24 protein-coding genes are annotated in these 24,141 nt (G+C 52.7%); 14 read left to right on the top strand and 10 right to left on the bottom strand.

The annotated features are described in order from the left end of the window. Nucleotides 1-2 precede the first annotated feature (2 nt). The 4 genes from K3T83_RS41145 to K3T83_RS41130 form a co-directional block, all read right to left on the bottom strand. A complete protein-coding gene (locus K3T83_RS41145; RefSeq protein WP_220208956.1) occupies nucleotides 3-581 on the bottom strand; it encodes a TetR/AcrR family transcriptional regulator in 579 nt (192 codons plus the stop codon). 231 nt (nucleotides 582-812) lie between these two features. Further along, nucleotides 813-1,601: a class I SAM-dependent methyltransferase gene (locus K3T83_RS41140; RefSeq protein ID WP_220208955.1), complete on the bottom strand. Its 789-nt coding sequence runs from the start codon at nucleotides 1,599-1,601 to the stop codon at nucleotides 813-815. Nucleotides 1,602-1,635: 34 nt separating this feature from the next. After that, nucleotides 1,636-2,226, bottom strand: a complete 591-nt coding sequence (locus K3T83_RS41135) for a Clp protease N-terminal domain-containing protein (RefSeq protein WP_220208954.1) — start codon at nucleotides 2,224-2,226, stop codon at nucleotides 1,636-1,638. A gap of 141 nt (nucleotides 2,227-2,367) precedes the next feature. After that, a complete protein-coding gene (locus K3T83_RS41130; RefSeq protein WP_220208953.1) occupies nucleotides 2,368-3,246 on the bottom strand; it encodes a LysR family transcriptional regulator in 879 nt (292 codons plus the stop codon). A gap of 160 nt (nucleotides 3,247-3,406) precedes the next feature. On the opposite strand from K3T83_RS41130, the gene K3T83_RS41125 reads away from it, so the two are divergent. Both K3T83_RS41125 and K3T83_RS41120 read left to right on the top strand, forming a co-directional pair. After that, on the top strand, nucleotides 3,407-3,880 hold the full coding sequence (locus tag K3T83_RS41125) for a cupin domain-containing protein (protein WP_220208952.1): 474 nt from the start codon (nucleotides 3,407-3,409) through the stop codon (nucleotides 3,878-3,880). 319 nt (nucleotides 3,881-4,199) lie between these two features. Further along, nucleotides 4,200-7,064, top strand: a complete 2,865-nt coding sequence (locus K3T83_RS41120) for a glycoside hydrolase family 78 protein (RefSeq protein ID WP_220208951.1) — start codon at nucleotides 4,200-4,202, stop codon at nucleotides 7,062-7,064. A gap of 139 nt (nucleotides 7,065-7,203) precedes the next feature. On the opposite strand, the gene K3T83_RS41115 is transcribed toward K3T83_RS41120, so the two are convergent. Further along, nucleotides 7,204-7,785, bottom strand: coding sequence for a TetR/AcrR family transcriptional regulator (locus K3T83_RS41115; protein ID WP_220208950.1), 582 nt, complete (start codon nucleotides 7,783-7,785; stop codon nucleotides 7,204-7,206). A gap of 564 nt (nucleotides 7,786-8,349) precedes the next feature. Between K3T83_RS41115 and K3T83_RS41110 the strand changes: the two genes are divergently transcribed. Beyond that, nucleotides 8,350-9,225 carry an SDR family NAD(P)-dependent oxidoreductase gene (locus K3T83_RS41110; protein ID WP_220208949.1) on the top strand — a complete coding sequence of 292 codons (876 nt, stop codon included), beginning with the start codon at nucleotides 8,350-8,352 and terminating at the stop codon, nucleotides 9,223-9,225. A gap of 99 nt (nucleotides 9,226-9,324) precedes the next feature. After that, nucleotides 9,325-9,828 (top strand): DinB family protein, encoded by a 504-nt coding sequence (locus K3T83_RS41105; protein WP_220208948.1) that lies wholly within the window; start codon nucleotides 9,325-9,327, stop codon nucleotides 9,826-9,828. 24 nt (nucleotides 9,829-9,852) lie between these two features. Here the strand turns inward: K3T83_RS41105 and K3T83_RS41100 are convergent, their stop codons facing one another. After that, nucleotides 9,853-10,275: an ester cyclase gene (locus K3T83_RS41100; RefSeq protein ID WP_220208947.1), complete on the bottom strand. Its 423-nt coding sequence runs from the start codon at nucleotides 10,273-10,275 to the stop codon at nucleotides 9,853-9,855. A gap of 210 nt (nucleotides 10,276-10,485) precedes the next feature. On the opposite strand from K3T83_RS41100, the gene K3T83_RS41095 reads away from it, so the two are divergent. Beyond that, a complete protein-coding gene (locus K3T83_RS41095) occupies nucleotides 10,486-11,367 on the top strand; it encodes a helix-turn-helix domain-containing GNAT family N-acetyltransferase (RefSeq protein ID WP_220208946.1) in 882 nt (293 codons plus the stop codon). On the opposite strand, the gene K3T83_RS41090 is transcribed toward K3T83_RS41095, so the two are convergent. Further along, on the bottom strand, nucleotides 11,364-11,834 hold the full coding sequence (locus tag K3T83_RS41090; protein WP_220208945.1) for a GNAT family N-acetyltransferase: 471 nt from the start codon (nucleotides 11,832-11,834) through the stop codon (nucleotides 11,364-11,366). The two genes, K3T83_RS41095 and K3T83_RS41090, sit on opposite strands and share 4 nt — an antisense overlap. 692 nt (nucleotides 11,835-12,526) lie before the next feature. Here K3T83_RS41090 and K3T83_RS41085 point away from each other — a divergent pair. Further along, complete coding sequence (locus K3T83_RS41085) at nucleotides 12,527-12,997, top strand: NADPH-dependent FMN reductase (RefSeq protein WP_220208944.1); 471 nt, start codon at nucleotides 12,527-12,529, stop codon at nucleotides 12,995-12,997. A gap of 277 nt (nucleotides 12,998-13,274) precedes the next feature. After that, nucleotides 13,275-14,057, top strand: coding sequence for a prohibitin family protein (locus tag K3T83_RS41080; protein WP_220208943.1), 783 nt, complete (start codon nucleotides 13,275-13,277; stop codon nucleotides 14,055-14,057). An 81-nt stretch (nucleotides 14,058-14,138) separates the two neighbouring features. Here the strand turns inward: K3T83_RS41080 and K3T83_RS41075 are convergent, their stop codons facing one another. Beyond that, entirely contained in the window at nucleotides 14,139-15,590 is a 1,452-nt protein-coding gene (locus tag K3T83_RS41075) for a DUF4179 domain-containing protein (protein WP_220208942.1), read from the bottom strand. 14 nt (nucleotides 15,591-15,604) lie between these two features. Next, a complete protein-coding gene (locus tag K3T83_RS41070; protein WP_220208941.1) occupies nucleotides 15,605-16,129 on the bottom strand; it encodes an RNA polymerase sigma factor in 525 nt (174 codons plus the stop codon). A gap of 678 nt (nucleotides 16,130-16,807) precedes the next feature. On the opposite strand from K3T83_RS41070, the gene thiC reads away from it, so the two are divergent. From thiC to K3T83_RS41040, 6 genes are all read left to right on the top strand, one after another. Beyond that, on the top strand, nucleotides 16,808-18,568 hold the full coding sequence (gene thiC / locus K3T83_RS41065) for a phosphomethylpyrimidine synthase ThiC (RefSeq protein ID WP_220211064.1): 1,761 nt from the start codon (nucleotides 16,808-16,810) through the stop codon (nucleotides 18,566-18,568). Further along, nucleotides 18,561-19,340 carry a thiazole synthase gene (locus K3T83_RS41060; RefSeq protein ID WP_220208940.1) on the top strand — a complete coding sequence of 260 codons (780 nt, stop codon included), beginning with the start codon at nucleotides 18,561-18,563 and terminating at the stop codon, nucleotides 19,338-19,340. Before thiC ends, K3T83_RS41060 begins: the two co-directional genes overlap by 8 nt. 4 nt (nucleotides 19,341-19,344) lie before the next feature. Continuing rightward, a complete protein-coding gene (gene thiE, locus K3T83_RS41055) occupies nucleotides 19,345-19,974 on the top strand; it encodes a thiamine phosphate synthase (RefSeq protein ID WP_220208939.1) in 630 nt (209 codons plus the stop codon). A 4-nt stretch (nucleotides 19,975-19,978) separates the two neighbouring features. Beyond that, complete coding sequence (gene thiS / locus K3T83_RS41050; protein ID WP_220208938.1) at nucleotides 19,979-20,212, top strand: sulfur carrier protein ThiS; 234 nt, start codon at nucleotides 19,979-19,981, stop codon at nucleotides 20,210-20,212. A 190-nt stretch (nucleotides 20,213-20,402) separates the two neighbouring features. After that, complete coding sequence (locus K3T83_RS41045) at nucleotides 20,403-21,314, top strand: Dyp-type peroxidase (RefSeq protein ID WP_220208937.1); 912 nt, start codon at nucleotides 20,403-20,405, stop codon at nucleotides 21,312-21,314. A gap of 89 nt (nucleotides 21,315-21,403) precedes the next feature. Beyond that, complete coding sequence (locus K3T83_RS41040; RefSeq protein WP_220208936.1) at nucleotides 21,404-22,321, top strand: LLM class flavin-dependent oxidoreductase; 918 nt, start codon at nucleotides 21,404-21,406, stop codon at nucleotides 22,319-22,321. A gap of 135 nt (nucleotides 22,322-22,456) precedes the next feature. Here K3T83_RS41040 and K3T83_RS41035 read toward each other — a convergent pair whose 3' ends face one another. After that, nucleotides 22,457-22,819: a DoxX family protein gene (locus tag K3T83_RS41035; RefSeq protein ID WP_220208935.1), complete on the bottom strand. Its 363-nt coding sequence runs from the start codon at nucleotides 22,817-22,819 to the stop codon at nucleotides 22,457-22,459. 289 nt (nucleotides 22,820-23,108) lie between these two features. Here K3T83_RS41035 and K3T83_RS41030 point away from each other — a divergent pair, with 289 nt between their 5' ends. Further along, nucleotides 23,109-24,134, top strand: a complete 1,026-nt coding sequence (locus K3T83_RS41030) for a CPBP family intramembrane glutamic endopeptidase (protein ID WP_220208934.1) — start codon at nucleotides 23,109-23,111, stop codon at nucleotides 24,132-24,134. The last annotated feature ends 7 nt before the right edge of the window (nucleotides 24,135-24,141 follow it).

Raw genomic sequence — 24,141 nt, 5'->3', positions numbered from 1 at the left:
CTTTATACCTCTTTCTTCTGTTCGATACTGTCAATCAAGGTCAGAGCACCACGAATCGCCTGATGCATGCGCTCTGGATCTTGAAAGCCACGTGCAAGCACATAGCCGCCCTGCACGGTTGCTAGCAGCGTCGCAGCGAGGTCGTCAACGTTGATATTTTCGCTCAGCGCTCCCTCACGCTGAGCCTCTGCAAGCACAGTTGCAAGTTCCTGTTCGGCATAGCTGAAATATGCCACGATGGGGTCGCGTAGAGTCTCATCTTGCCTGATAATCGGCTCATGTGTCATTCGACCGATGCGACAGCCACGCAACTCTTCGCGTGGCATCGTGAGATAATCGCGAATACGCTGAAGTGCAGGTGCGTTGCTATGCAGGATCGGCTCAAGGTTGCAACGCATATCATCAGCCGCCTCTTGCAGAGCCGCCGCCGCCAGCGCCGCTTTGCTGCTAAAATGATGATAAAAGCTGCCCTGTCCCGCACCGCTTTTTTCCAGAATTGCACGCGGACTGGTCGCTTCATAGCCGCGCTCCCACAACAGCTCTTTGGTTGCCGCCACCAACTGCTCTCGTGTATTTGCCATCTCGTGTAGCTCCTTTCTGTCTCCTCAAAAATTGTACCTACTGGTATGTACAAATAAATATACATATCAGCGGGTATACTTGTCAAGGGTACATGGCGGCAAATTCATTTCGCTTCGGTGTCTTTGTCGTCAACATAGCGTCGGCAGATAGCGCAATAAGACATATTTAAGAAACTAAGAGCAAAAAGCCTGTCATACTTCATATGTATGACAGGCTTTTACATCTCTGCATCATTTGACGGCGATACGAACTCGGTAACTCACATACCAGGGAACGGGTTCAGATCCAAGCGATTGGAGTACAACACTATTGAGGCGATCAAGGCCAAGCTCCTGATCTGTGAACTGGCCACTGAATGCAGTGCTCCGCGCCATCTCAAAAAAACGTGCGGCGTCTCCTTGCTCGATATGATGCAGAAACACCTCATTGGTGAAGCGGAAATGACCGCTCTCGCGCATATAGTCGAGATGCTTGTCTTTAGGCCACAGCTTGAGGTTCTGCGGCATCCCACGCTCCCGGACAAGTTCCACCAGGCGTCTACCCATCTCCTGAACGAGCAGATCAAGCTCCCAATGGATTGCAGGGGGCCAATCATAATCATAAGCCGCAAAGAGTCCTCCGGGCCGGAGAATTCGAGCAATCTCGGCCAGGGTCGCGGTCGGTTCCATCCAGTGGAACGATTGAGCGGCGGTGACGATATCTGCGGACCCATCAGATAGGCCCGTCTGATGAGCAGCTCCCTCTCGATACTCGATATGCGCCGCGTAGGGATGACCCTCAAGTTTGTGGACCGCTTCTTTGCGCATGTCTGCATTGGGTTCGATCCCAATCACCTGCTCGACCCGCTCTCCCCAGATCGCGGTTGACAATCCGGTCCCGCTCCCTAAATCCACCACCAGAGCTGGATGCGGTGTATGAATCAACTGCGTCAGTAGATCAAGCAAAGCCGATGGTGGTGTCGGACGCACCTGATCGTAGCTGCTGGCTTTCCCTGTCCAGACATTACTGGATTCTGTCATGCGTTCCTCCTTAATTATTCCAACCGGTGAAGGGTTAACCGAGAAGCTCTAAAATCTGGGCGCGAACCTTCCCTAAAACCCCAAAGGTATCGAGAATATCTGCTGCGACACCTCCGCCATCACGCACAATGCCCAGCAGGATATGCTCAGTGCGAACATAGGCACTTCCCCGCCGCTCCGCTTCGTCCAGCGCCAGTGAGAGTACCTTGCGCACACGGGGCACGTAGTCTATTTCCTCCTGGACAGACTGACCTCCATGCCCAATTTTCTTTTCAACAGCAGCACGAACGGGGTCAAGTTCGACACCCAATTTTTCCAGAGCCAGAGCCGCAAGACCTTCCTGTTCGCGCAACAAACCTAACAACAGATGCTCGGTCCCAATATACTGGTGATTGAAGGACAGTGCCTCTTCGCGGGCGAGGGAGAGGACATGTTGAGCATGCTCATTGAAGCGGTTGAGGTGTTTAGCGGGTATCCATGTCGGCTGATAGCTCTGTAACGCCTGAAATAGCAGTTGATTGAGGACGCTAGTGATGGTGCGATCCTCCGTTTCAGCGATCCGCGCCAGTTGATCATAGAAATGGATTGGAACTTCGATACGTTGACGATCCTTACTGGATGGCATACAACTGTCCCCCTTTTTATGGCATGATGGTATTTACGGTGGTATTTTCACTATGAATAATATCATGGTAAATACCACCGTGTCAAGGGACAATCCTATCCGTCGTAGTCTAGCGAGATCACCGGGTTCATTTATTACAATTTATTCTCTCTGGGCCTCCTCCTCCATGAGAAAGTGGTGAAAGGCGCGTGCAGCCTGAGAGAGATAATGCTCCTGGTGCCAGGCGGCACCATAGGCCCGCTGACATGCTGGAGTGAGGTGAAGTGTCGTTAAGCCATACTCGTGAACCCGTTTCTTCATCAAGGCCGTGGTAAACCCTACTCCCAACTGGGCCTGGACGAAGGCAAAGAGCGCTGCCGGTTCATCTATCTCATAGGAAGGACGCAGAGTGAAGCCTGCCTGCCGACAACAGCTCTCCATCTGGTCGCGCAGGCCTGTGCCGACTCTTTCGATCACGATGGTTTCACGAGCCACTTCACTCAGAGGGACACCTTCCTGTCCAGCCAGCCGATGTGTTGGCGGAACCACTAGCAGAATTTCTTCGGTTCGCAACAGCTTCCATTGGAGGCCCCGCGAGGGCAGCGGAGCAGGCACGAAGCAAAAATCACAGACTCCTGTTTCAAGCCGATGCGCCATTTCGGCCAGTTCGCATTGAGATAAGTGAAAGCGCACAGAAGGATAGCGCGTCTGGAAACGATGTAACAGGTCTGGGAGCCAGAACACCGTCGTCGCGCTCAGAGAAACCTCCCCATGTTCCAGTCCAGCCATATCTCGGACTTTGCGCTGCCCTTCCTCCAATTCCCGAAACATCGTTTCAACGTGTGCAAGGAACGTTTTGCCGAACGTATTGAGCCTAATCACCCGTCCTTGTCGCTCAAAAAGGGGAACGCCCATCTCTCTTTCCAGGCGACGAATCGTCTTGGAGAGGGAAGGCTGTGCAATGAACAGTTCCTCGGCGGCCTTCGTCATGTGCTCAAGGCGTGCCACCACTTGAAAATAGCGTAATTGAAGCAGGTCCATCTGGGATCTTTCGTTGCGGAATGATAGCTTTGTGTCTATGAATCTATGTCTCATTATGTCTTGGATATCTCGTCCACGTCAAGCTATAATAGCTGTGGTGCTGATCGCGTAGAAGTGTGTTGCAAGAATGAAACCGATCTCGCAAAGGAGAAGAAAAAGTATGTCTGTTCCAATCATTCAAGATATAGATCAGGGCGAGAAGACATTCCTCTTGCCACAGTGGTATCAGGAGTGGAAGACGACAGGAGAAACGAGTAACGGAGTCGTGGAGACCTGGTTTGAAGTGGTCCCACCAGATATGGGACCACCACAACATATGCATGCTCGATTTGATGAGTGTTTCTGGATTGTGAAAGGAACCTTCCTGATCAGAGTCGCCGAGCGCATCACGAAAGTCTCTGAGGGAGGGTGGGTCTTTGTGCCTCGTGGAACCGCCCACGGCTTCCGCAATATTGGCACGCAAGATGGCCAACTCCTTATCTTCGCGTTACCAGCAGGAGGGATGCGTCAGTACTTTGAGGAAGTTGGCGCACTCTTCCGGACTGAGCCTGTCGATCAATCAGCGCTTCAGCGCGTGAATGAGCGCTATGGGATCATAGAGGTTGGACCGCCTCTGGAAGCAGAGGCAATGTGAAGACAGCTACGAATTCCTTCAATATATCATCTGGGAGAGCGAGGTCGGTTCCAGGCTGGTTCCGATCATGGTCGAGGAAGTCATCGCTTACCTCAGTGATGAGTAGCGGTTTAAAAAGGAAGGACGACGAGAGAGATGAGTGATTGGAATAGGCAGATCATTGTCTGCATGCTGTTTTTCTCTATTTCTCTTTAAATAGAGGATATTGCTGTTTTCTCCTCTTGACAATCAGAGTGGAAAAAATATACAAGAGAAGGAGGAGGCTGGAAGGGCTGCTATGCTGTGTGATGGAAACTGGATAGATCTCAGAGGAGAGACAATGCATATTATCCACATGAAAACCAATCGTATCGTCAACCCGTTGGGCTTTCAGCTCGATGTTCCCCGCGCCTCATGGGTGACAGAGGGGACCGAGGCTCGTTCGCAGGCGGCTGCACAGGTGCAAGTTGCCGCCGATGAGGGATTTGAACGCATCCTTTTCGACAGTGGTAAGCGAGAGGATATTGATAGCCTGGCCTACGAACTACCCATTGCCCTGGCTCCACGCACTCGCTATTACTGGCGCGTGACCGTCTGGGCCGACAATGGCGAGGTCGCAACCAGCGAGCCAGCCTGGTTTGAGACAGCAAAGCTCGACCAGCCCTGGCAGGCAGAATGGATCACCCCCATCGATCAGCAGATTCATCCTCTCTTGCGCAAGGCGTTCAATCTGCCCGCCCCGGTCGTTTCGGCGCGGATCTCTATTTCTGGCCTCGGCCTCTACGAACTGGCAATCAACGGTCGCCGCGTGGGAAACGAATATTTAACTCCCTACTGCAACGCCTATGATCAATGGCTTCAGTACCAGACCTTTGATGTGACTGATCTATTGCAGCAGGGAAATAACGTGCTGGGCGCAATGCTGGGCAACGGCTGGTACAAGGGGCGCTTCGGCTTCGAGGGCGTGCAGCATGGTCTCTACGGCCAGCAATTTGCCCTGCTGTGTGAGTTGGTAATCGAGTGTGCTGATGGGCAGAGTATCGTCGTTGGCTCCGATACCAGCTGGAAAACTGCTACAGGTCCGATCCTCTCGTCCAGTATTTATGATGGCGAAGTGTACGATGCCAATTGTGAGCAAGCTGGCTGGTCCTCTGTAGGTTTCGACGATAGCGAGTGGATGGCTGTGCAGCCTATAGAGATTGGTTTCGAGCGGTTGCAGGCCAGACGCAGCCTGCCGGTTGTAATCAAGGAGACACTCAAACCGGTTGAACTGATTCACACGCCAGCTGGCGAGACGGTGCTGGACATGGGACAGAATATGGTTGGCTGGCTTAGCTTCAAGGTCCATGCTCCGCGCGGCACTGAGATTCTATTACAATACGGCGAGGTCTTGCAGCAGGGGAATTTTTACAGAGATAATCTGCGCTCGGCCAAAGAGGAGTATCGCTATATCTCCAACGGCGAGTCAGCATTTGTCCAGCCGTATTTCACTTTTTATGGCTTCCGCTATGTCAAGATCAGCGGGTGGCCTGGCGAAATCGACACAAACGACTTCACAGGCTGTGTAATTTATTCTGATATGGTGCAGACCGGGCAGATCGAGACCTCGCATCCCCTGGTCAATCGCCTGATTCTCAACGCACTCTGGGGACAAAAGGGTAATTTCGTCGATGTGCCAACAGATTGTCCACAGCGAGACGAGCGCATGGGCTGGACGGGAGACGCACAGGTCTTTTCGGGGGCCGCTTGCTTCAATATGGACGCAGCAGCCTTCTTTAGCAAATACCTCTACGACATGTATCGCGAGCAGCAAACGCGCAACGGAATGGTGCCAATGGTGGTGCCGAGCGTAGGCATGAGGGGTGGCGGTTCCGCAGCCTGGGGCGATGCAGCCGCGATCATTCCCTGGAACGTCTACCTCCACTACGGCGACAAAGCAATTTTAGCCCAGCAGTTCGAGAGCATGAAGGCGTGGGTGAACTTTATCAAAGCCGCCGACGATTCCTCTGGTGGTCAACGGCTCTGGACAGTCGGTTTCCACTTTGGCGACTGGCTGGCGCTGGATGGCGACAATCCCTTGAGCCGCTTTGGAGGCACCGCCATCGAGTTTATCGCCTCCGCTTATTATTATTATTCCGCTTCGTTGGTAGCTAAGGCGGCGCGCGTGCTGGGCAAAGAAGAGGAGACCCGCGAGTATGAGCAACTCGCCAGCGAAGTGCGCACGGCCATCCAGCAGGAGTTTATCACGCCCAGAGGTCGGGTTGCTATCAATACACAAACGGCCCTGGTACTAACGTTGTTCCTCGATCTGGCACCGGAGCAACAGCGCGAACGCGTGGTCGAGGCATTGCGGGAGCGGTTGCGCGCGAGTAATAACCATCTCAAAACAGGTTTCGTTGGCACCCCCTATCTGTGTCGCGTGCTGTCCAACAACGACTCGAACGATCTGGCTTACCGTCTGTTGCTCAACGACGATTATCCGGGCTGGCTCTACGCTGTGAAGATGGGGGCAACGACGATCTGGGAGCGCTGGAATTCGATCTTACCAGACGGTAGCATCAGCGACACAGGTATGAACTCGCTCAATCACTATGCCTACGGTTCCATCGTTGAATGGATGTACCGCGATATGCTCGGCCTCAATCCAGTCGAGGAGCGGCCCGGCTTCCGCCATGTACGCCTGGCACCGCAGCCGGACGGTAGGATCAAGTGGGCAAAGGCCGACTTCGATAGCGCGGCTGGTCACTACGAAAGCAGCTGGTCGATTGGGGATGATGGCCGGCTGAGCTTCCAGTTCCGCATTCCCTTCAACGCAACCGCAACATTGACCTTGCCCGATGCAGACCTCGCCTCAGTCAACGTCAACGGACAGGCACTAACGGCCTCTGGTTTGCAAGCGACTCAGCAAGGCGGGCATGTGACGGTCGAGATCGCAGCTGGTCAGTGGAGCTTCGACTACCCGCCCACGCGCGACTACATCCTGCACTACACGACAAACACGCCGCTGGCCGAACTGCTGAAGAACAGCAAGGTCGTGGATGCGCTTTCCCAGGTCTTCCCCGAACTTTCGCGCATCGATGGGCCAATGCTGGAGCAGATGAGCAGTTCCTCTCTGCGCGATATCGTCAATTCGCCCTTCATGGCCGGACGGCATATCGATCTGGCGCGAATAGATGAGGAGTTAAAAACAATTACGGTCGAATAAGCAACACCAGCGATCGCAAGGGTCACACCCAACCATACGCGAACGTGGACCGCACGACCCGTCTATGGCTGGGCGCGACCCTTGCGATCGCCCGCTGGTGCAAAATCATGACGCGCATCCTGGTGTTGCTTTTGTTCCCTCAACGACCTTTTCCAGTCATCAACTGAAAAAAAATGGTGCCCATTTCTTCGGACGATGGCGAGACCTCGTGATTGAGCCACCAGGAGATCAGGCCGAACAACGATCCCGCAGCGTGGGCAACGAAGATCTCATGTTCTATCGCGGGAATACAGCTTAAATTGAGCGGCCCTTGCTGTTGCTGTAAAAAGCGCTGGCATAGTTCGATGAAATAGTTTCTCATCACCTCGCCCAGGTTATTTGTCGGCCCGCTCTCCTTCAACATCGCTCTATATAGGTGTTGCCGCTGCTTGACATGCTGAAAAATGCGGCTGCTCAACACCTGAAAGGTACATTGCTCCGTCTCGTCAGGCTCTACTTCCAGTTGCATATCATGCAGCAGCGCCCTGATGCTCTCTCGCAATAGTTCCTCTTTATCTTTATAGTGTAAATAAAAAGTAGTTCGCCCGAGATTGGCCTGTTCTGTAATGTCTTGAATGGTAATATGTTCGTAGTCACCCACGATAATCAGGTGAAATAGCGCCTCATGAAGCAGTCGGCGCGTCCGCTGCACCCGTCGATCTACCGTTTGCTGTACGTTCATGCTACTCCTCTCTATACAAATGAACAACCTTACTCTATCTGTTCAAAAGTATACTTTCTATCTTTATCTCTACAAAAATGAACATTTTTTGAAATCTGTTCGACAATTTGTATATCACTATTTTTACTTGCTTTTACTTTTTCATCTGTGTTACTATCAAGTCAACGAGCAAAATGAACAGAGAGTTCAGTATCGATTGCTCTGTCGATTAGTATACCACCTGTACACCCACTCAGGGAAGTAATAATGATTTTTAACAACCAAAATCGGGAATCACCGTGTATGGTAGGGGCGATGGCTGGTCCTCGCCCAGCTTCACAACACGCGTATGATGGGCAACACGGGCGAGGACCAGCCATCGCCCCTACCATACACGAATTCTCCCTCGTTGCCGATCTCGGTTGTTAAAAATCATTATCGCGCTCGTTCCGCTTCCTACCTGCGTGGAAGGGCCACAGCGTGATAAATCGCTCCACTACGAAAGGGGTGATCATCAGGTTCGTTTGTGAAAACTCATAAGGTATGTCGACCCGATGTGTAGACGACATTTTAAAGGAGAAAAAAATGAGTTCGAGATGGAATATACAGGAGAAGACCGTACTAGTGACTGGAGGAACCAGGGGAATCGGACACGCAACGGCAACAGCATTGGCCGCGCTCGGAGCCACTGTGATTATTACTGGCCGCCATGAGGAGAGCGGCGCTAATGCCATTGCCAGTATCAAGCAAGCGACGGGCAATCCAAAGGTTTCGTTTGTGCAGGCCGATCTTGCGTCGTTGGCCGGGGCGCGCCACCTGGCAGACTATATCACCAACCATTTCTCACAACTGCATGTTCTTATCAATAATGCCGGTGGCACCAATAGAGAGTATAAGATTACTGCCGATGGGTTGGAAGCAACCTTTGCGACAAATCATGCATCAATTTTCTTGCTCACCCATCTGCTGCTGCCACTCTTAAAGAGCAGCGCGCCAGCACGAATACTCAACGTCAATTCGATCATGCATCGCTCCGGGCATATCAATTTTGCGAACTTGCAGGCAGAGAAAGGCTACGACCAGATATATGCTTATCGACAGGCAAAGCTGGCGAATTTACACTTTACCTATACTCTGGCTCGTCGCCTGCAAGGAACCAGCGTCACGGTCAATGCAGTTGATCCACTGGGAACGTATCAAGGGGCGCGATCTATACCGCAACCGTTGGCAATACGATTGATCCTGCCCTTCTTCAAATGGATGCCTATAGAGCGAGCGGCCCGCAGCTCGATCTATATGGCATCTTCACCGGATGTAGATAATCTCAACGGTAAGTACATCAATTTTCGCAAAAAAGTGATACGCTCATCGCCTACCTCATATGATGAGTCCATTGGCGAGCAACTCTGGTCAATTACTGCCGATCTGGTTGGTCTGGAGCAGAAAAGCCTGAGCTACTAAATATCCACAAAAACAGGTCTCGTTTTAACCGCTTTGGATGATACACTGGCGCTATGTTGGTGGATACAGTAATGAAGAGACGAGAGAAGGAGATGCAACATGGCAATCACAGCGAGCAAAGCGGAATTGCTAGACAAAGTGCAACAAGGGTATGTACAATTTGAAGACCTGCTGGCTCCCTTGAGCAAGGAACAGATGACTACACCAAATGTCAACAGCACGTGGTCTATCAAAGACAATATCGCTCATCTCACGGTCTGGCAAAACTACCTGCTTAGCCGGCTCAGAGGTGTAATCGATGGTAGCATGTCGGAACCAGAGTTCCTGTCGTTGCCTGGTACTGAAGATGAGCAGAACGAGCAGGTCTATCAGCAAAACAAAGATCGCCCCCTTGCTGATGTACTGGCTGATTTCCGCTCCTCGTATCAATCGGTACTGGCAACCATCCAATCGATGAGCGAGGAGAGCTTGAACGGCACCTTCCCCTGGAGTACCAGCGACAGGCAGGTCTGGCCTTTGATCGTCGGCAATACCTATGAACATTATGCAGAACATAGCGCGATCATTCAGCATTGGCTGGAAAGCGTTCGCGGCCAGGCATGACGCACTTTCGTTGTGGCTCGCTGCTTACGGCAAAGGGGCAATTGCTCCCAGCTGTTGCAGTAGCCCCAACGTATCGCCCAGCACCCAGCCACGCGTGACCTGATCTCCCTCAATCTGAAAAACAGCGGTGCCAGCATATTGAATGCGCTTTCCCGTTGGAGGCACGCCAAATAAGGTGCCGTGATGGGTGCCGCTGTACGTCAGCACTGCCACAACCTTCTTCTCTTCCGCGATCATCTCCTCAATAGTATTGTGAAAGTCGGGGAAGGCCGTTTGTATTGTTCTCATATATCCCTTAAAACCATCTCTCCCCTTGACGGTCAGGCCAATCGAGCCGCGAAAATCAATGGTTTCGTGAATAATCTCATCTGCTACGGCAAAATCCCAGGTGTTCCACATATCCCCGTAATACTGCTGAATCAATTGCTTGTTTGCAGCCAATGACATAATCTGTCCTCCACTATTTCTTAATAGAGCAGGCATCTACAGCCTGTCAAAAGTATAGAGGGGAAGAGAAGTTATCCACAAGAGCCAATCCGCAAAAAATGCAGCAGGACAATATGATTCCTGCCCTGATGCCGCAATCTCTTGCAAATAAGCAAATCTCTGACTATAATCAGAGAATAAACAGTTGTTGACAGCAAGATGGAGTTTTTCATGGAAACATCAATGATTGAGCAGGTGAGAAGCTTCAATCGAACTATGACGGAACGCGTCGGTGTTCTGAACGATCATTTCCTGGGTCGAGAGCATCCTCTTGGTGAAGCGCGGTTTCTGTGGGAGATCAGAAAAGAGGGGGCGAGTGTGCGCGAACTGAGGCGGCGGCTCGGCCTCGATTCTGCCTATGTCAGTCGTCTGTTGCGTTCGTTGGAGAAGCAAGGTCTCGTGGTGGTGAGTGCGGACGAGCGAGACGGTAGAGTGCGTCAGGTGCAGCTTACCGCAGCCGGAAAGCAAGAACAAGCCGAACTTGAACGCCTGTCCGATGATTTCGCCCAATCCCTGCTAGAGCCGCTCAGCGAGGGCCAGCGCGTGAAGCTGGTGGACGCAATGGCACAGGTTGAGCGCCTGCTGATTGCTTCAATGGTGCAGATCACAGAGGCCGATGCAGGCAGTCAGGACGCCAGATGGTGCATTGAGCAATATTTCACCGAACTGAGCCAGCGCTTTGAGATGGGCTTCGATCCCGACCAGGTTCTCGCGGTCTCTCCCGACGAACTCACGCCCCCGAACGGTCGGTTGTTTATCGCCTATCTACGCGAGGAACCGATTGGCTGTGGTGGAGTCAAGTTACTCCAGAATGGGATCAGTGAACTCAAACGTATATGGGTCGCGCCACGAGCGCGGGGGCTTGGACTGGGACGGCGCTTGCTGCTTATGTTGGAAGAGACGGCAAGAGCAGCGGGGATGAAGACTATACGCCTGGAGACGAATCGTTCGCTGACCGAAGCCATCTCGCTGTATCGACAATTCGGGTATGAGGAGGTAGAAGCCTTCAACGACGAGATCCACGCCCATCACTGGTTCGCCAAACGGCTCTAGAGTTCCTTCACCATCTTGACGGTTTCTTCGGCATAGCCAAGATGCGTATAAAAAGTACGGGCGCGCATGTTGAAGGCGAAGACATCGAGAACGAGCAGCCGATAGCCCTGTGTACGCGCCCACACCTCGGCCTGCTCCATCAGCGCGCGCCCAACGCCCTTGCCCTCCGCCTGTGCGCTGACAGCCAGATCCGCGACGTAGCCCTGTGGCTCTTGCGTGAAGAAATCGGTGGCATGAGTAACATGGATGAAACCGAGATGGTTTCCCTGCACGTCTTCGGCGATGAGTACCAGGTCGCGCGTATCGATGGCGTCGCCGACCTCTTCGGCACTCTGTTGATGAAATTCCCACATCTGCTGTGCATCTCGCCAGGCCGGTGTGCCAACGCGAGCAAAGCGTTCTGCAAGAGAGCGGATAAAGGGCAAATCGTCCGCTGTGGCCGGGCGGACATGTATTGTCTGGTCCATGTAGTTATTGTTTCCCTGGTTCCTTTAATTCCTTAATTTGTTCATAAAAGCTCATAATTGGTGCATCCGGCAAATGGACCGGGGAGAGAGAAGGTTCCCCCATCCGTAGCGACAAGGGGTGTTGGGGGTCTTAGTGGGGGCCTTGCGCTTGTCGCTCTCGCCACACCGTTTGTTGGTTTCCCGGTTGCCGCGACCCACCAGCGACAAGCGCAAGGCCCCCGCGTCCCCAAGCGCCCTTCCCCTTGTCGCTACGGGTAGACCCACCATCCTCTGTGCCCAGAGCCATTCCCCCTTCACTTGCTGGATGCTCCAATTATATAACCGTTCAAAGGCATGACCGGGTAATTCATCCTACTCATCTGTGCCAGTGCAGTAATCTCCGCTCTCATGTGCTATAATCTATGCGGTATTCATGAGTAGGCGATGAGAGCCTGCCTTCTACAAAATATTATCAGTCCCACCTGTTGAGCAGCTCTTGCCACTGTTTGAAATAACCGTGTTGTACTAATATGTATCACGGCAGCACGGTGATGATCGACTCAGCATCATAACATAGACCTACCCCCTGCAAAGAAGCGGACCCGGGAGGATGTTGGACTGTGTCTGAAGTGTAATTTGTATCATCGGCTCATTGCTAATCAACAAGTTTCAAAAGAACAGATCCAAACAGGAAGATTAAAACGGGAGTTTTCATGTCATCTATCATCACTATCGTCGGTTTTACTGGAAGCACACGTACGGAATCGTCAAATAAGGCCGCTTTACGGCTTGTACAGGGTTTATTGCCAGAACAGATTCAGCTTGATCTGCTCTCTATCGAGGATATGAGCATCGAGGCCATCAATGAGCGGTTGCAGCAGGCCGATGCTCTCCTGATTGCCACGCCAGAATATAAAGGACTGCTTTCGCGGACGTTGAAGCATGTTTTCACGCAGATTGCGCCCGAGGGTGTGGCAGAGAAACCAACAGCCCTGATGGGTGTTGGCAGGGGCCACGAGCATGCCCAGTTGCGCCTCTTGCTGGGCGAGTTGAATGCCGCGGTGCTGGACGAACACGTCTACGTCAGTGCTGAGCAACTGCATAGCGATGCCACACGTCAGCAGATCAGCGTGTTGCTGGAAACCCTGACCCGGAGCGTGCAGGACGTGGTGCCCGCAAACTAGCATCAACAATCTTATCACCCCTCCATATGTCGTAGTTGCGCGATTACGACATATGAAGGGGCATTTTTTATTTTTGCCGAGACCTTACGTCCTTCCTAATAGAAGCCCGCGATGGCGTTTTAAAAGAAACTGGAGCGAAAGTAGAATAGCCAGTGCTAACCATCGTAGAGAAAATAGCCGCTCTTGCTCGTTTCAATGCCACTCATTCTACATATATACTATAGGGCTATAAAAATGAATAACATCATGATGAACAGATGTGAAAGGATGCAAACGTATGAACAGGTTCTCACGACCACGAAGATTATCAACCGTACTATTTCTTATTGGTGGTATTATTCTCTTCATTTTGCTTCTCCCCGGTATCGGGATCTGGACAATTGTTGATGCTGGACATGTGGGTGTCGTGACGAAATTTGGAGCGGTTGACCGTGTAGTGAATCCTGGTATTGTGCTGAAATTGCCGTTTGTTGAAGGCGTCTATTCGATGGAGACGAGAACGCAAAAAGAGCAAGTCGATGCATTAGCCGCATCGAAAGATTTACAGCAAGTAAAATCAACCATTGCCTTGAACTTCCACTTGCGAGGTGAAAAGGCGGTAGATGTGTATCAGAATATCGGCGAAGAGTATACCGACCGCATTATCGCCCCAGCCGTGCAGGAGGCTTTTAAATCGACAACCTCTAAATTTACGGCATCCGATCTGATCGGCAAGCGCGAAGAGGTCAAGCAGATTGCATTTGCCGAATTGAAGGAACGACTCGGTAAGTATAATATTATTGTCGATGATTTCAACATCGTGAATTTCTCGTTCTCACAAGAATTCAACGATGCTATCGAGCAGAAAACCATAGCCGAACAGAATAAAGAGAAGGCCGAAGTGGAGGCACAGACCGCGTTGATCCAGGCACAGGGTCAGGCAGAAGCACAAAAGAAGCTGAAGGATTCGGGCAGCCTCAGCCCCGAGTACCTGCAATTCCTGGCGATCCAGAAGTGGGACGGCAAGTTGCCGCTCTCGACCAATGGCAACCCCTTCATCCAGATTCCCACCAACAAATAACATGCCCGCGTCTATCGAGAAACGCTGTATGCTTCCTCTACAAGGGCAGGAAGCATACAGCGTTTTTGTGAACAACGGGCATCAGGGGAGGATAAATTCAAAGGCCCAGGGCGAGGCTTTTTTATCAACAACTGGTCCGTTGGTAGTTCCCATGTAACTATCGCTATTCTTTTTATCCTTGACAAAATGTTCAATCAATTTTGTGATCGTGACGCTCATTTTCCCATGAGCGTTGAATGGCTCCAGCAGCGAAAAGCCTGGCTTCGTGTGATCGTTGTTCAGATACACAGGGCTGCCTTCTCCAATTCCGTCTCCACCAAACTGCACTCCGTTATGACGAGGAAGCGTCGGGCCAGTCTGCGCACCTTGCGGACAGTTATAAGGGGTTAACAGCGTACAGAGACTATATGATTTGCTCGCGGTCGCAAGTTTGATGTTATACCATGTATCATCAAAGCTCTCCAGCTTCGAGCGCTCACTCCAGGGAGGGGTCTGAAACATTGCATCGGACCAGCCACCCACATAGAAGCGCGCCTCAGCCTGAGTGATGACCACGCGTTCCAATGTAAAGGTCATCCCATTCTGAGTAACGGCCTGCTGCGGCGTGGCTACCTGTTTGTTTGCATGAAATGGCACTTTAAGAGAGAAACTCAGGGTGTGTGGACAGGTGTACTTGGGGGGCCAGCCCTGACAATGGATATCCATTTGCAAGTTCAGCCCCACCTGTGACGGACTCCCTTGAATGCCCGCAGCATCAAATGCCAGCAGCATTCCTCGCTGCTCATGTCGTATATTGCTTGTATCTGTCCCAGCAGCCCCCCCTATGAGCGGCAACTTGACACTATTCGCAGTCAAGCGCGTGTGATCCCCGTCAGCCAGAAGAAAGAAGCTATCCATCCGCCCGTCTTTATTCGCAGATCTCCCATAGGGCATTACGGCATAGACGCCTAGCAGCAGGATGTTGGCATCCATATACGCCTTATCGACCGTGATCTGATAGCCGTCTGCCATCTGACTCTGATTGATTTGCGTAAATTGCTGCTTTTGCTGCAAAAATCTTGAAACCTGATCGGCCTGTACCAGTTCGTTCACGATCAAGCTGCCATGCTTGTTCGGTGGCACAATATAGCTACCAATTGTAACCGGGAAATCGCTGCCTCGGGCTAGCTGACGCTGTTGCACCAGGCCGGTAATGAAGAAGGAGCTAGCAATGAGGAGAACCAACATAGCCACCAATGCAAGCACCTTTATGCGCTTCTGCCAACTCTTCGCTTGCTGAGGCTGGGAAAAGCTGCTCCCAGTTCCCCCGCCGGTCGGTCCATACATTCCAGATATAGACGACTGCTGCTCTTGTGTAAGCTGAAGCAAACGCTCACGCACGCGAACCACTGCCTGTATCTGCTCGGTATCCGCCAGCTTACTTTCGGTATCGCTTTCAGACTCGTCTCGAACGTAGACGTGGCTGAGAAAGGCGATCATGGCTGTGTTGTTCGCATCCATCTCTTCGGGTATTGTATCGTCGAATGGTTGCATAATGCTTCCTCTTGCTATTGCTGTTCGTAGATTGTACGTAAATAGCGCAATGTACGGCTGAGTATATTGCGCACAGTACTTTCTGGCTTGCCAAGCATCTCGGCAATTTCGTTGAGACGCAGGCGATAGCTAAAGCGCAAATGGATGATCTGCCGTTGCGTGGCTGAGAGCCGTTTCAACGCCACATAGAGCTGTTGATAGGACTCCTGGCGCAAGACATGTTGTTCAGGCGTCAGAGCCTCATCCAGCATCTCTACCGCCTCTTCCAATGGTAACATCGTCAGGCGCGCATTATGACGATATTTATCAATAACTTTATTACGTGCTACACGCTTTAACCAGGCAATTTTTCGTTCATCATCAAATTCATGTAATGGCTTATATTGATATGCCGCCAGAAAAACCTCTAAGAGCAGATCTTCAGCATCCTGTGGGCTGGAGACCTTACGATAGAGATAGGTGAAGATGAGAGGCGCATAACGGTCATAAAGGGTAATGTCAATGCCTCTATGCGCTACTCCTTCGTCGAGTTGTGGCATGCTCTTCCTCTGCTCATATTTTTAAATATATCTTCTAGAAGTTGCTTTCATACACTTCTTCGTATGAAGATGAAAAACGTCGCAACGTCTCACGCACATTTCCTTGTTTTCCCCTGGCAGGGCTTTCCAATTCTCCCATCTAGCAGGAGTACAGAGGGCGGCAGCCCTTTGCCGGGGTGGGGGGTGTCCCCGCAAAAACCTTTTTTCTTCTCTTTTGCGCGCCGTCGCAGGCGGCGCGCGAAGGAGGGAAGGAAACTGGGGACACCCCAGACCCCGGCAGGGAGACCCCTGCACCCCTTTGAGCGGAGAACTGGAAAGCCCTGTGTTTCCCTGGAATCTTCCTTGCATTTCAGTTGTCTCATGTGCTATGCTATTTATAGTATTAGCTATATGTACATATCTCTTTACATTTGGTACGCTGGGGGAGCGAGAAGCTGAGATGTGAGGCAAAGACCTCACAACCCTTTGAACCTGATCTCGGTAAGCCGCGCACAAGCGGATGACGAGCGTAGGAAATGCGACCAACAGGCGATGACCATGACGGGTCCGGCTGCGGGTTCGCGCATGGTCTTTTTCATGTCTGACCACGCGCTCCCCTTCTGGCTCACGTCTATTCGATCACCTGTCCTGCTCCCCCAGTATCGGTCCGTTGATTGGCACCAATATGGAGGTGAAGCAATGACACAGGGATCGCATCAGCCCTTCCCACAGAGTCGTAAGGTCTATATTCAAGGCACACGCCCCGATCTCAACGTTCCCGCACGCGAGATCGCCCTCACACCCGGGAATACCGCCGCAAATCCATCATTTCACGTCTATGATACCAGCGGCCCCTATACCGATCCTGCACAGACCATCGATCTACAGCGAGGACTTGCTCCGATCCGGCGCAGTTGGATTTGTGAGCGCGGCGATGTCGAGGAGTACGAGGGACGCCAGTTGCAAGCGCTGGACAATGGCATCAAGTCAGGTGAGACCCCCCTCCCCGTCTTTCCAACAACTCCCAGGGAGCCTCTCCGCGCTCGTTCCGGTCATACTGTCACCCAGATGTACTACGCTCGACATAACGTAGTAACACCAGAGATGGAATTTGTTGCCTTGCGCGAACAGGTCGAACCGGAGTTTGTGCGCTCAGAGGTGGCGCGAGGCCGAGCAATCATTCCCGCCAATATCAACCATCCCGAAAGCGAACCGATGATTATCGGGCGCAACTTCCTGGTCAAGATCAACGCCAACATTGGAAATTCGGCTGTCACCTCGTCGATTCAAGAAGAGGTTGAGAAGATGACCTGGGCGATTCACTGGGGAGCTGATACCGTGATGGATCTCTCAACTGGCAAGCACATTCACGCCACCCGCGAATGGATCATGCGCAACTCACCCGTGCCTATCGGGACCGTGCCGATCTATCAGGCACTCGAAAAAGTCGGCGGCAAGGCTGAGGATCTGACCTGGGAAGTCTATCGCGACACACTGATCGAGCAGGCAGAACAGGGCGTCGATTATTTCACTATCCACGCTGGAGTTCGTCTGGCCTATGTCCCGTTGACCGCGCAACGAGTAACAGGTATTGTTTCGCGTGGCGGTTCTATTCTGGCTGCCTGGTGTCTGGCCCATCATCAAGAAAACTTCCTCTACACACACTTTGAAGAGATCTGCGAAATCATGGCTGCCTACGATATCTCCTTCTCGCTCGGCGACGGACTGCGACCTGGTTCTCTGGCCGATGCGAACGACGCGGCCCAGTTTGCCGAATTGGAGACGCTGGGCGAATTGACCCGGGTTGCATGGAAGCATGATGTGCAGGTGATGATTGAGGGACCGGGGCATATTCCCATGCATATGATTAAAGAAAACGTAGATCGACAAGCGAAGGTCTGCCACGAAGCACCGTTCTACACGCTGGGACCGCTGACAACTGATATCGCACCGGGCTACGATCATATTACCTCGGCCATTGGTGCGGCGATGATTGGCTGGTATGGGACGGCGATGCTCTGTTACGTTACACCGAAGGAGCATCTGGGCTTACCCAACAAGCAGGATGTGAAGGATGGCGTCATCGCTTATAAAATCGCTGCCCACGCCGCAGATCTGGCGAAGGGGCATCCCGGCGCGCAGGACCGCGACAACGCCCTCTCGCAGGCCCGTTTTGAGTTTCGCTGGAACGATCAATTTAACCTCTCGCTTGATCCCGACACTGCCCGCAGTTACCACGACGAGACCTTACCAGCAGCTCCAGCCAAAACCGCACATTTTTGCTCAATGTGCGGTCCCCATTTCTGTAGCATGCGCATAACTCAGGATGTCCGTGAGTATGCACGACGCAATGGATTGCGGGCTGAAGAGGCATTAAATGCCGGAACGCAGGAGAAGGCGCGAGAGTTTCGTAAGGCAGGTAACTTGCTCTATCAAGAAAAGGGAGAAAAACATGGATAACTGGCACGTTGGCCCCTGGGAGTTTCGTTCGCGGCTCATGCTGGGAACGGGGAAATACCGCAATTTTGAGGAGATGCGCGCCGCTCTGGAAGCCAGCGGAACCGAAATTGTAACGGTTGCATTGCGCCGCCTGGACCTCTCGAATCCCAACCAACCTGGCCTGCTTAATTATATCGATACAAAAAAATACACGATCCTGCCAAACACCGCTGGCTGCAAAACGGCTGAAGAGGCGATACAGACGGCCCGGCTCGCGGCTGCGATGGGACTACCACGCTGGGTGAAGCTGGAAGTTATCCCTGACCCCACCTATCTGCTCCCCGATCCGGTCGCAACTCTGGAAGCAACCAGGACGCTCGTTGCCGAAGATTTCGTCGTGCTGCCCTATATCAACGCTGATCCCGTGCTGGCGCGGCTGCTTCAGGACGCCGGGGCCGCAACGGTGATGCCGCTTGGCTCTCCCATTGGCTCTGGTCAGGGATTGCTCAACCAGCCGCAGATTCAAATCATTATCGAGCAGGCGCGCGTACCAGTTGTGGTGGACGCCGGGATCGGCGCACCCTCTGATGCTGCCCTGGCGCTGGAACTGGGCGCATCGGCCTGCCTGGTCAATACGGCCGTCGCTCTTGCCAAAGATCCGGTGCTAATGGCACAGGCGGTCAAGCTGGGTGTTGATGCCGGGCGAGCCGCTTTCCAGGCCGGGCGCATTCCGCGTAAAACGCAGGCCAGCCCCAGCAGCCCGACCACAGGACTGGCAAACGTCGGAGGCTAAACACATGGGTACATTGACGTTGAAATTCCCACTGCTCTGCCTGATTACCGATCCAGAGCGGCACAACCTTCATACAGAGGTTGAGCAGGCACTGGCGGCAGGTGTGGGCATGCTGCAATTGCGGGGTCACCGCCTCACAGCGGCGCGACTCTACAAGCTGGCTCGAACGCTGGGTCCATTGTGTCGGCAACATAACGCGGCTTTTCTCGTCAATGATCGCCTGGACGTTGGGCTGGCCAGTGGCGCCGATGGCTTTCAGCTTGGACAGCATGGTCTCCCGCTTCAGGTAGCGAGAACACTGATCGGAGAGAATACATTACTTGGAGCCTCTGTCCATACGCTGGTTGAGGCTCAGGCAGCGGTCGCCAACGGAGCAGATTTTCTGATCGCCGGGACCGTTTTCCCCTCGTCGTCGCATCCTGGCACAGCAGGCAGCGGGACAGACCTTCTCTCCACGATCAAGCAAGCGCTCCCCACCTACCCATTACTGGCGATAGGCGGCATCACCAGCGCCAATGCAGCGGAGGTGGTGGCGGCAGGGGCAGATGGGATCGCCGTCATCTCCGCCATCTTCGCGGCAACCAATATCACGCAAGCTGTACAGGATTTACGCATGGCTATGAAAAAAGGATGAATATATGAAAAAAGAGATGGAAGATGCGATGATATCCATCAACATTATCACCAATGGTCAGCCGCGCACGGTCGAAGCTGGAAGCACGGTGGCAGATCTCTTGCGGAATCTTGCGATCACTCCCGAACGCGTGGTAGTGCAACTGGATGGCGTGATTGTCGCGCGTACGGCCTTTGCTCAAGCTGACCTTCAGGAAGGAAGCCAGCTTGAGATCGTCACGCTGGTTGGTGGAGGTTAGACGGCATAAACATTTTTCTCCCTCTCAAAACGACCGATAAAAGATAGGTGATGACCTCTTGTGAGAACACACCAGAAGGTATACTCTTAACGAAAGATAATACAACGACGTCGGAACTATATATCGGGTGGGTGTTTTTACCAAACACCCACAAAAAGATAGCAAAAGCATTTTTTGCGGGAGAAAGATAATGCATGTAGCGCAGAGCGGAATTTTTGCATTGGGAACTGGCTCCCACGCCTATCTAGAGTTCGATCTACACAAAGGCCGTGACCCTCTCACCCTGGTTCAGATCATCACGAACCTGGAGGAGCCGCGTATGACGACAGGGGGAGTGAATCTGGTGATTGGCTTCAGGCCATCGCTCTGGGCGCAGGTGGCACCAGGGGAGATGCCTGTCGGAGTGACAGATTTCAATGAGGACTTACAGGGCGTAAGCGGCTACTCGATGCCAGCGACTCAGCATGATCTCTGGTTGTGGGTGGCAGGCCATGCCTACCAGACAGTCTTCGATGTGTCACGTGAGGCGATAGAGGCGCTTGCCGGGGTCGCACGCCTTGCTGAAGAGGTTGTGGGCTGGACATATAAAGAGAGCCGAGATCTCACCGGTTTCATCGATGGGACCGAGAATCCACCGCTTTCTGAAGCCCCAGAAGTTGCGCTGGTTCCTGATGGTCCCGGAGTTGGTGGAAGTATCGTGCTTGTCCAGAAATGGCTGCACAATGCTATCGCCGCCTTCGATGCGCTACCAGTGGAGGCGCAAGAGAAAATCATCGGGCGAACCAAAGAGAAAAGTATCGAGTTGGACGAAGAGGTACGCGGCCCCCAATCGCACGTTTCGCGTACAGTGATCGAAGTCGACGGAGTGGAACAGCATATTTTTCGCCGCAACACCCCGTTCGGCACAGCCAGTGAACATGGTACAATGTTTATTGGCTTCAGTTGCGAGCAGCAGCGCCTTGCCCGAATGCTCAATCGGATGGCCGGGGCAGAAGATGGTGTCCGCGATGCTCTGACCAGATATACAACACCCGTCAGCGGTTCCTATTATTTCGTGCCATCCGTCGAAGCGCTACAAAAGTTCGCCACAGAAGAGGCTTGATGATTTTAACAGATGCGAATATTGTTTTGTTTTGACAGGTATATCGATGTACCTGTCGTTCTTCCTGTCGTTCTTTAGGAGAAATTTGCATGCGTGTAGGATTACAGATTAGCACCGCAACTATTCCACAGACGCCCACAGGTGAGTCTCTTGCATATATAGCAGAACAGGCAGATCAGGCAGGATTTTCCACATTAGTTATGCCAGATCATTTCACGCTTCGGCCAGAGAGTGCACCCTGGGCCAGAATGGGCGATAGCTCTACGCCAGCCGTGATCGATTTCTTTGAGGCGTGGAGCGTGCTATCCTTTCTCGCGGCCCGCACCAGCCGTATCAAGCTCAGTACGCTGGTTTCTGGAATTACCATGCGCTATCCAGCGGTCCTGATAAAAACGGTGGACACCCTCGATGCGCTCTCGAACGGGCGAGCTTATCTGGGCGTGGGCGCGAGTCCCAATTTTGGCCGTGATGAACACGAGCGCATGGGTCTGCCATTTCCGCCAGCCGGTGAGCGCATTGCCCGCTTAGAAGAGGTGCTCCAGATGGCCCTGCAAATGTGGTCCGGCGAGGACAAGCCTTTTGAAGGCAAATATTATCAGCTTACCAGCTCTCTCGGTGCCCCATTTTTTGTGCAGCAACCGCACCCGCCTATCTTGATTGCCGGGCATGGCGAAAAGATGCTCCGCTTGATGGCTCGGTATGCCGACATAGTGAGTGTTGGCTTTGGTCAGGATCTCGACGATATGCAAAAGAAACTTGAGTTTTTGCGCCAACAGTGCGAGATCCTGCATCGCCCCTACGAAGCAATCGAGAAGACCACATTTTACACGCCCCCGGTCCTGCGCGACGGCCACCTGGACCCGGCAGCGCTCGATGCGATTGATGCCCTGGCGAAGCTCGGCGTCGATGAAATCATGGTTCGTCCCCCTTCCGATGCTGAGGCATTCGAGATTTACGCCACCGAATTCATTCCGGCAGTGAACAACATAGCGGTCGCAGGTCGTTAAACTGTAGCCTCATCAGGCCGAGCGCTGCTCATGGTAACGCTCGACCTGAACCATCCCTATCTGAGTTGCGTGGAACCAAGTTCTACCGCACCGCCATCAACAAACAACTCCTGGCCGGGAGTAAAACTACTGTCATCAGAAGCGGCCCCACGCAACGAAGGCAGCCAGGGCGAAATAAGCCAGGTTCAACAATGCATGCTTGAACTCTTGACGGCGGAACATCACGACCGCCGCACCACCCATAATCAACGCCAGGCCAACGGCCGCCAGCGATACCAGGACCGGTGCGATGCCGAACAAGGCGGGCAAGATCAGGCCGACTGCACCCAGGATCTCGACTGCTCCGAGGGCCTTGACAAAACCAGCGCTGAAATCTAAGACCCATCCCCCACCAGGAGCCTTAGCCAGTTTCTCCCGGGGGATGAACAGCTTGTTGGCACCCGCAAAAAGAAAGACAGCGGCCAGCAGGCCAGCAATGATCCATAGAGCGATGTTCATAAGTTCTCTCCGTACGTTTTGGACTTCCGTGAGCGGAATTTTTGACAATCAGGTAAGCATAATCAGATTATAAAATCGTGGATATATTTTGTCAAGGATAGTATTTGTCCATGATATACGGAAAGCTGGATCACACAGCGCTACCCACCCGATCGGGCCAGGTACTCTTTTTATGTAAGCTTTCTGTCCCTAAAAGCGACCCTTTTATAGATAGAAAGGCAAACTGAATGCATATTTGATATGACAGCATGTATGCACGATAAAGATAATACAAGAGAAAGGTATCTGTATGTCTCGCTTCAAGCATATACGTTCTTCCAATATCGGACAACTGGTGATCGAACTTGTCGCCATTGTCATTCCACTGCTTCTACTTACGACGTTGTTGAACCTTTTGCCTGCCTCGTTTCAGCAAAGTCTCGCTGGCGACCTGCTGCTCAATATCGCGGCGGCGGCCATTATCATCGCCGTATTCCGTCTGACGCTGCGTAGAGCAGAACATACTTCTCTCGCGGCAGTGGGTCTGGCAAGGCAGCAGTGGCTGCGTCAAATCCTGCTCGGCTTCTTCTGCGGCGGCGTCTTAATGAGCCTGGTCACGCTTGTGCTGGCTCTGACCGGCTCCTACCATATTACCGGCATCCAACCCTTTTCCATCGTCGAGCTCGTATTCTTACTTATTTCCTTATGCTTGCTGGCTCTACTTTTTGCGCGTAACGCAAAAATTGGTTTTTGGCACTATGCGCTGTTCGCGTGCCTGATCTTCGGCTTTCTGACCACGACGGTTTCGCTGTTGATCCTGATAGGTGGTGCAATTCAAGAGGAACTCATCTTTCGCGGCGTAATCTTCCGCAAACTGGAAGCTTCCTTCGGCTCCTGGATCGCTCTGGGAATCAGCGCCATCCTTTTTGGATTCATCCACCTGTTGAATCCGGCCAAGAGTCTAGTCGGTGCCCTGGCAATTATAGTCACTGCTGGAGTACTCATAGCGATCGTCTACATCCTGACGCGCAGCCTGTGGTGGACCATAGGCATACATCTTGGCTGGAACTATTTTGAAGGCTCCGTCTTCGGTTCCCAGATCTCTGGACACACTCTACCCGGCTACTTCTCTTCCGTTCTCACCGGACCTGCCGCCTGGAGTGGGAGCGGCTTTGGTCCCGAGGCTGGCCTGGCGTGTATTCTCATCGTCGGCTCCGTCAGCTTTTTCCTCTGCTCCCGCGCCGCTCGCCAGCACCTTATGTTGCCACGCTCCCAACCACACACCGCTTCCCAAGATACTCCCTCAGAGCGCACTGATATATCCGTCAACCCATAAGATGCTA

The sequence above is a fragment of the Reticulibacter mediterranei genome (assembly GCF_016587455.1).
Note: the sequence above shows the minus strand (reverse complement) of the source record. Positions and strands in the feature narration are given on the sequence as shown.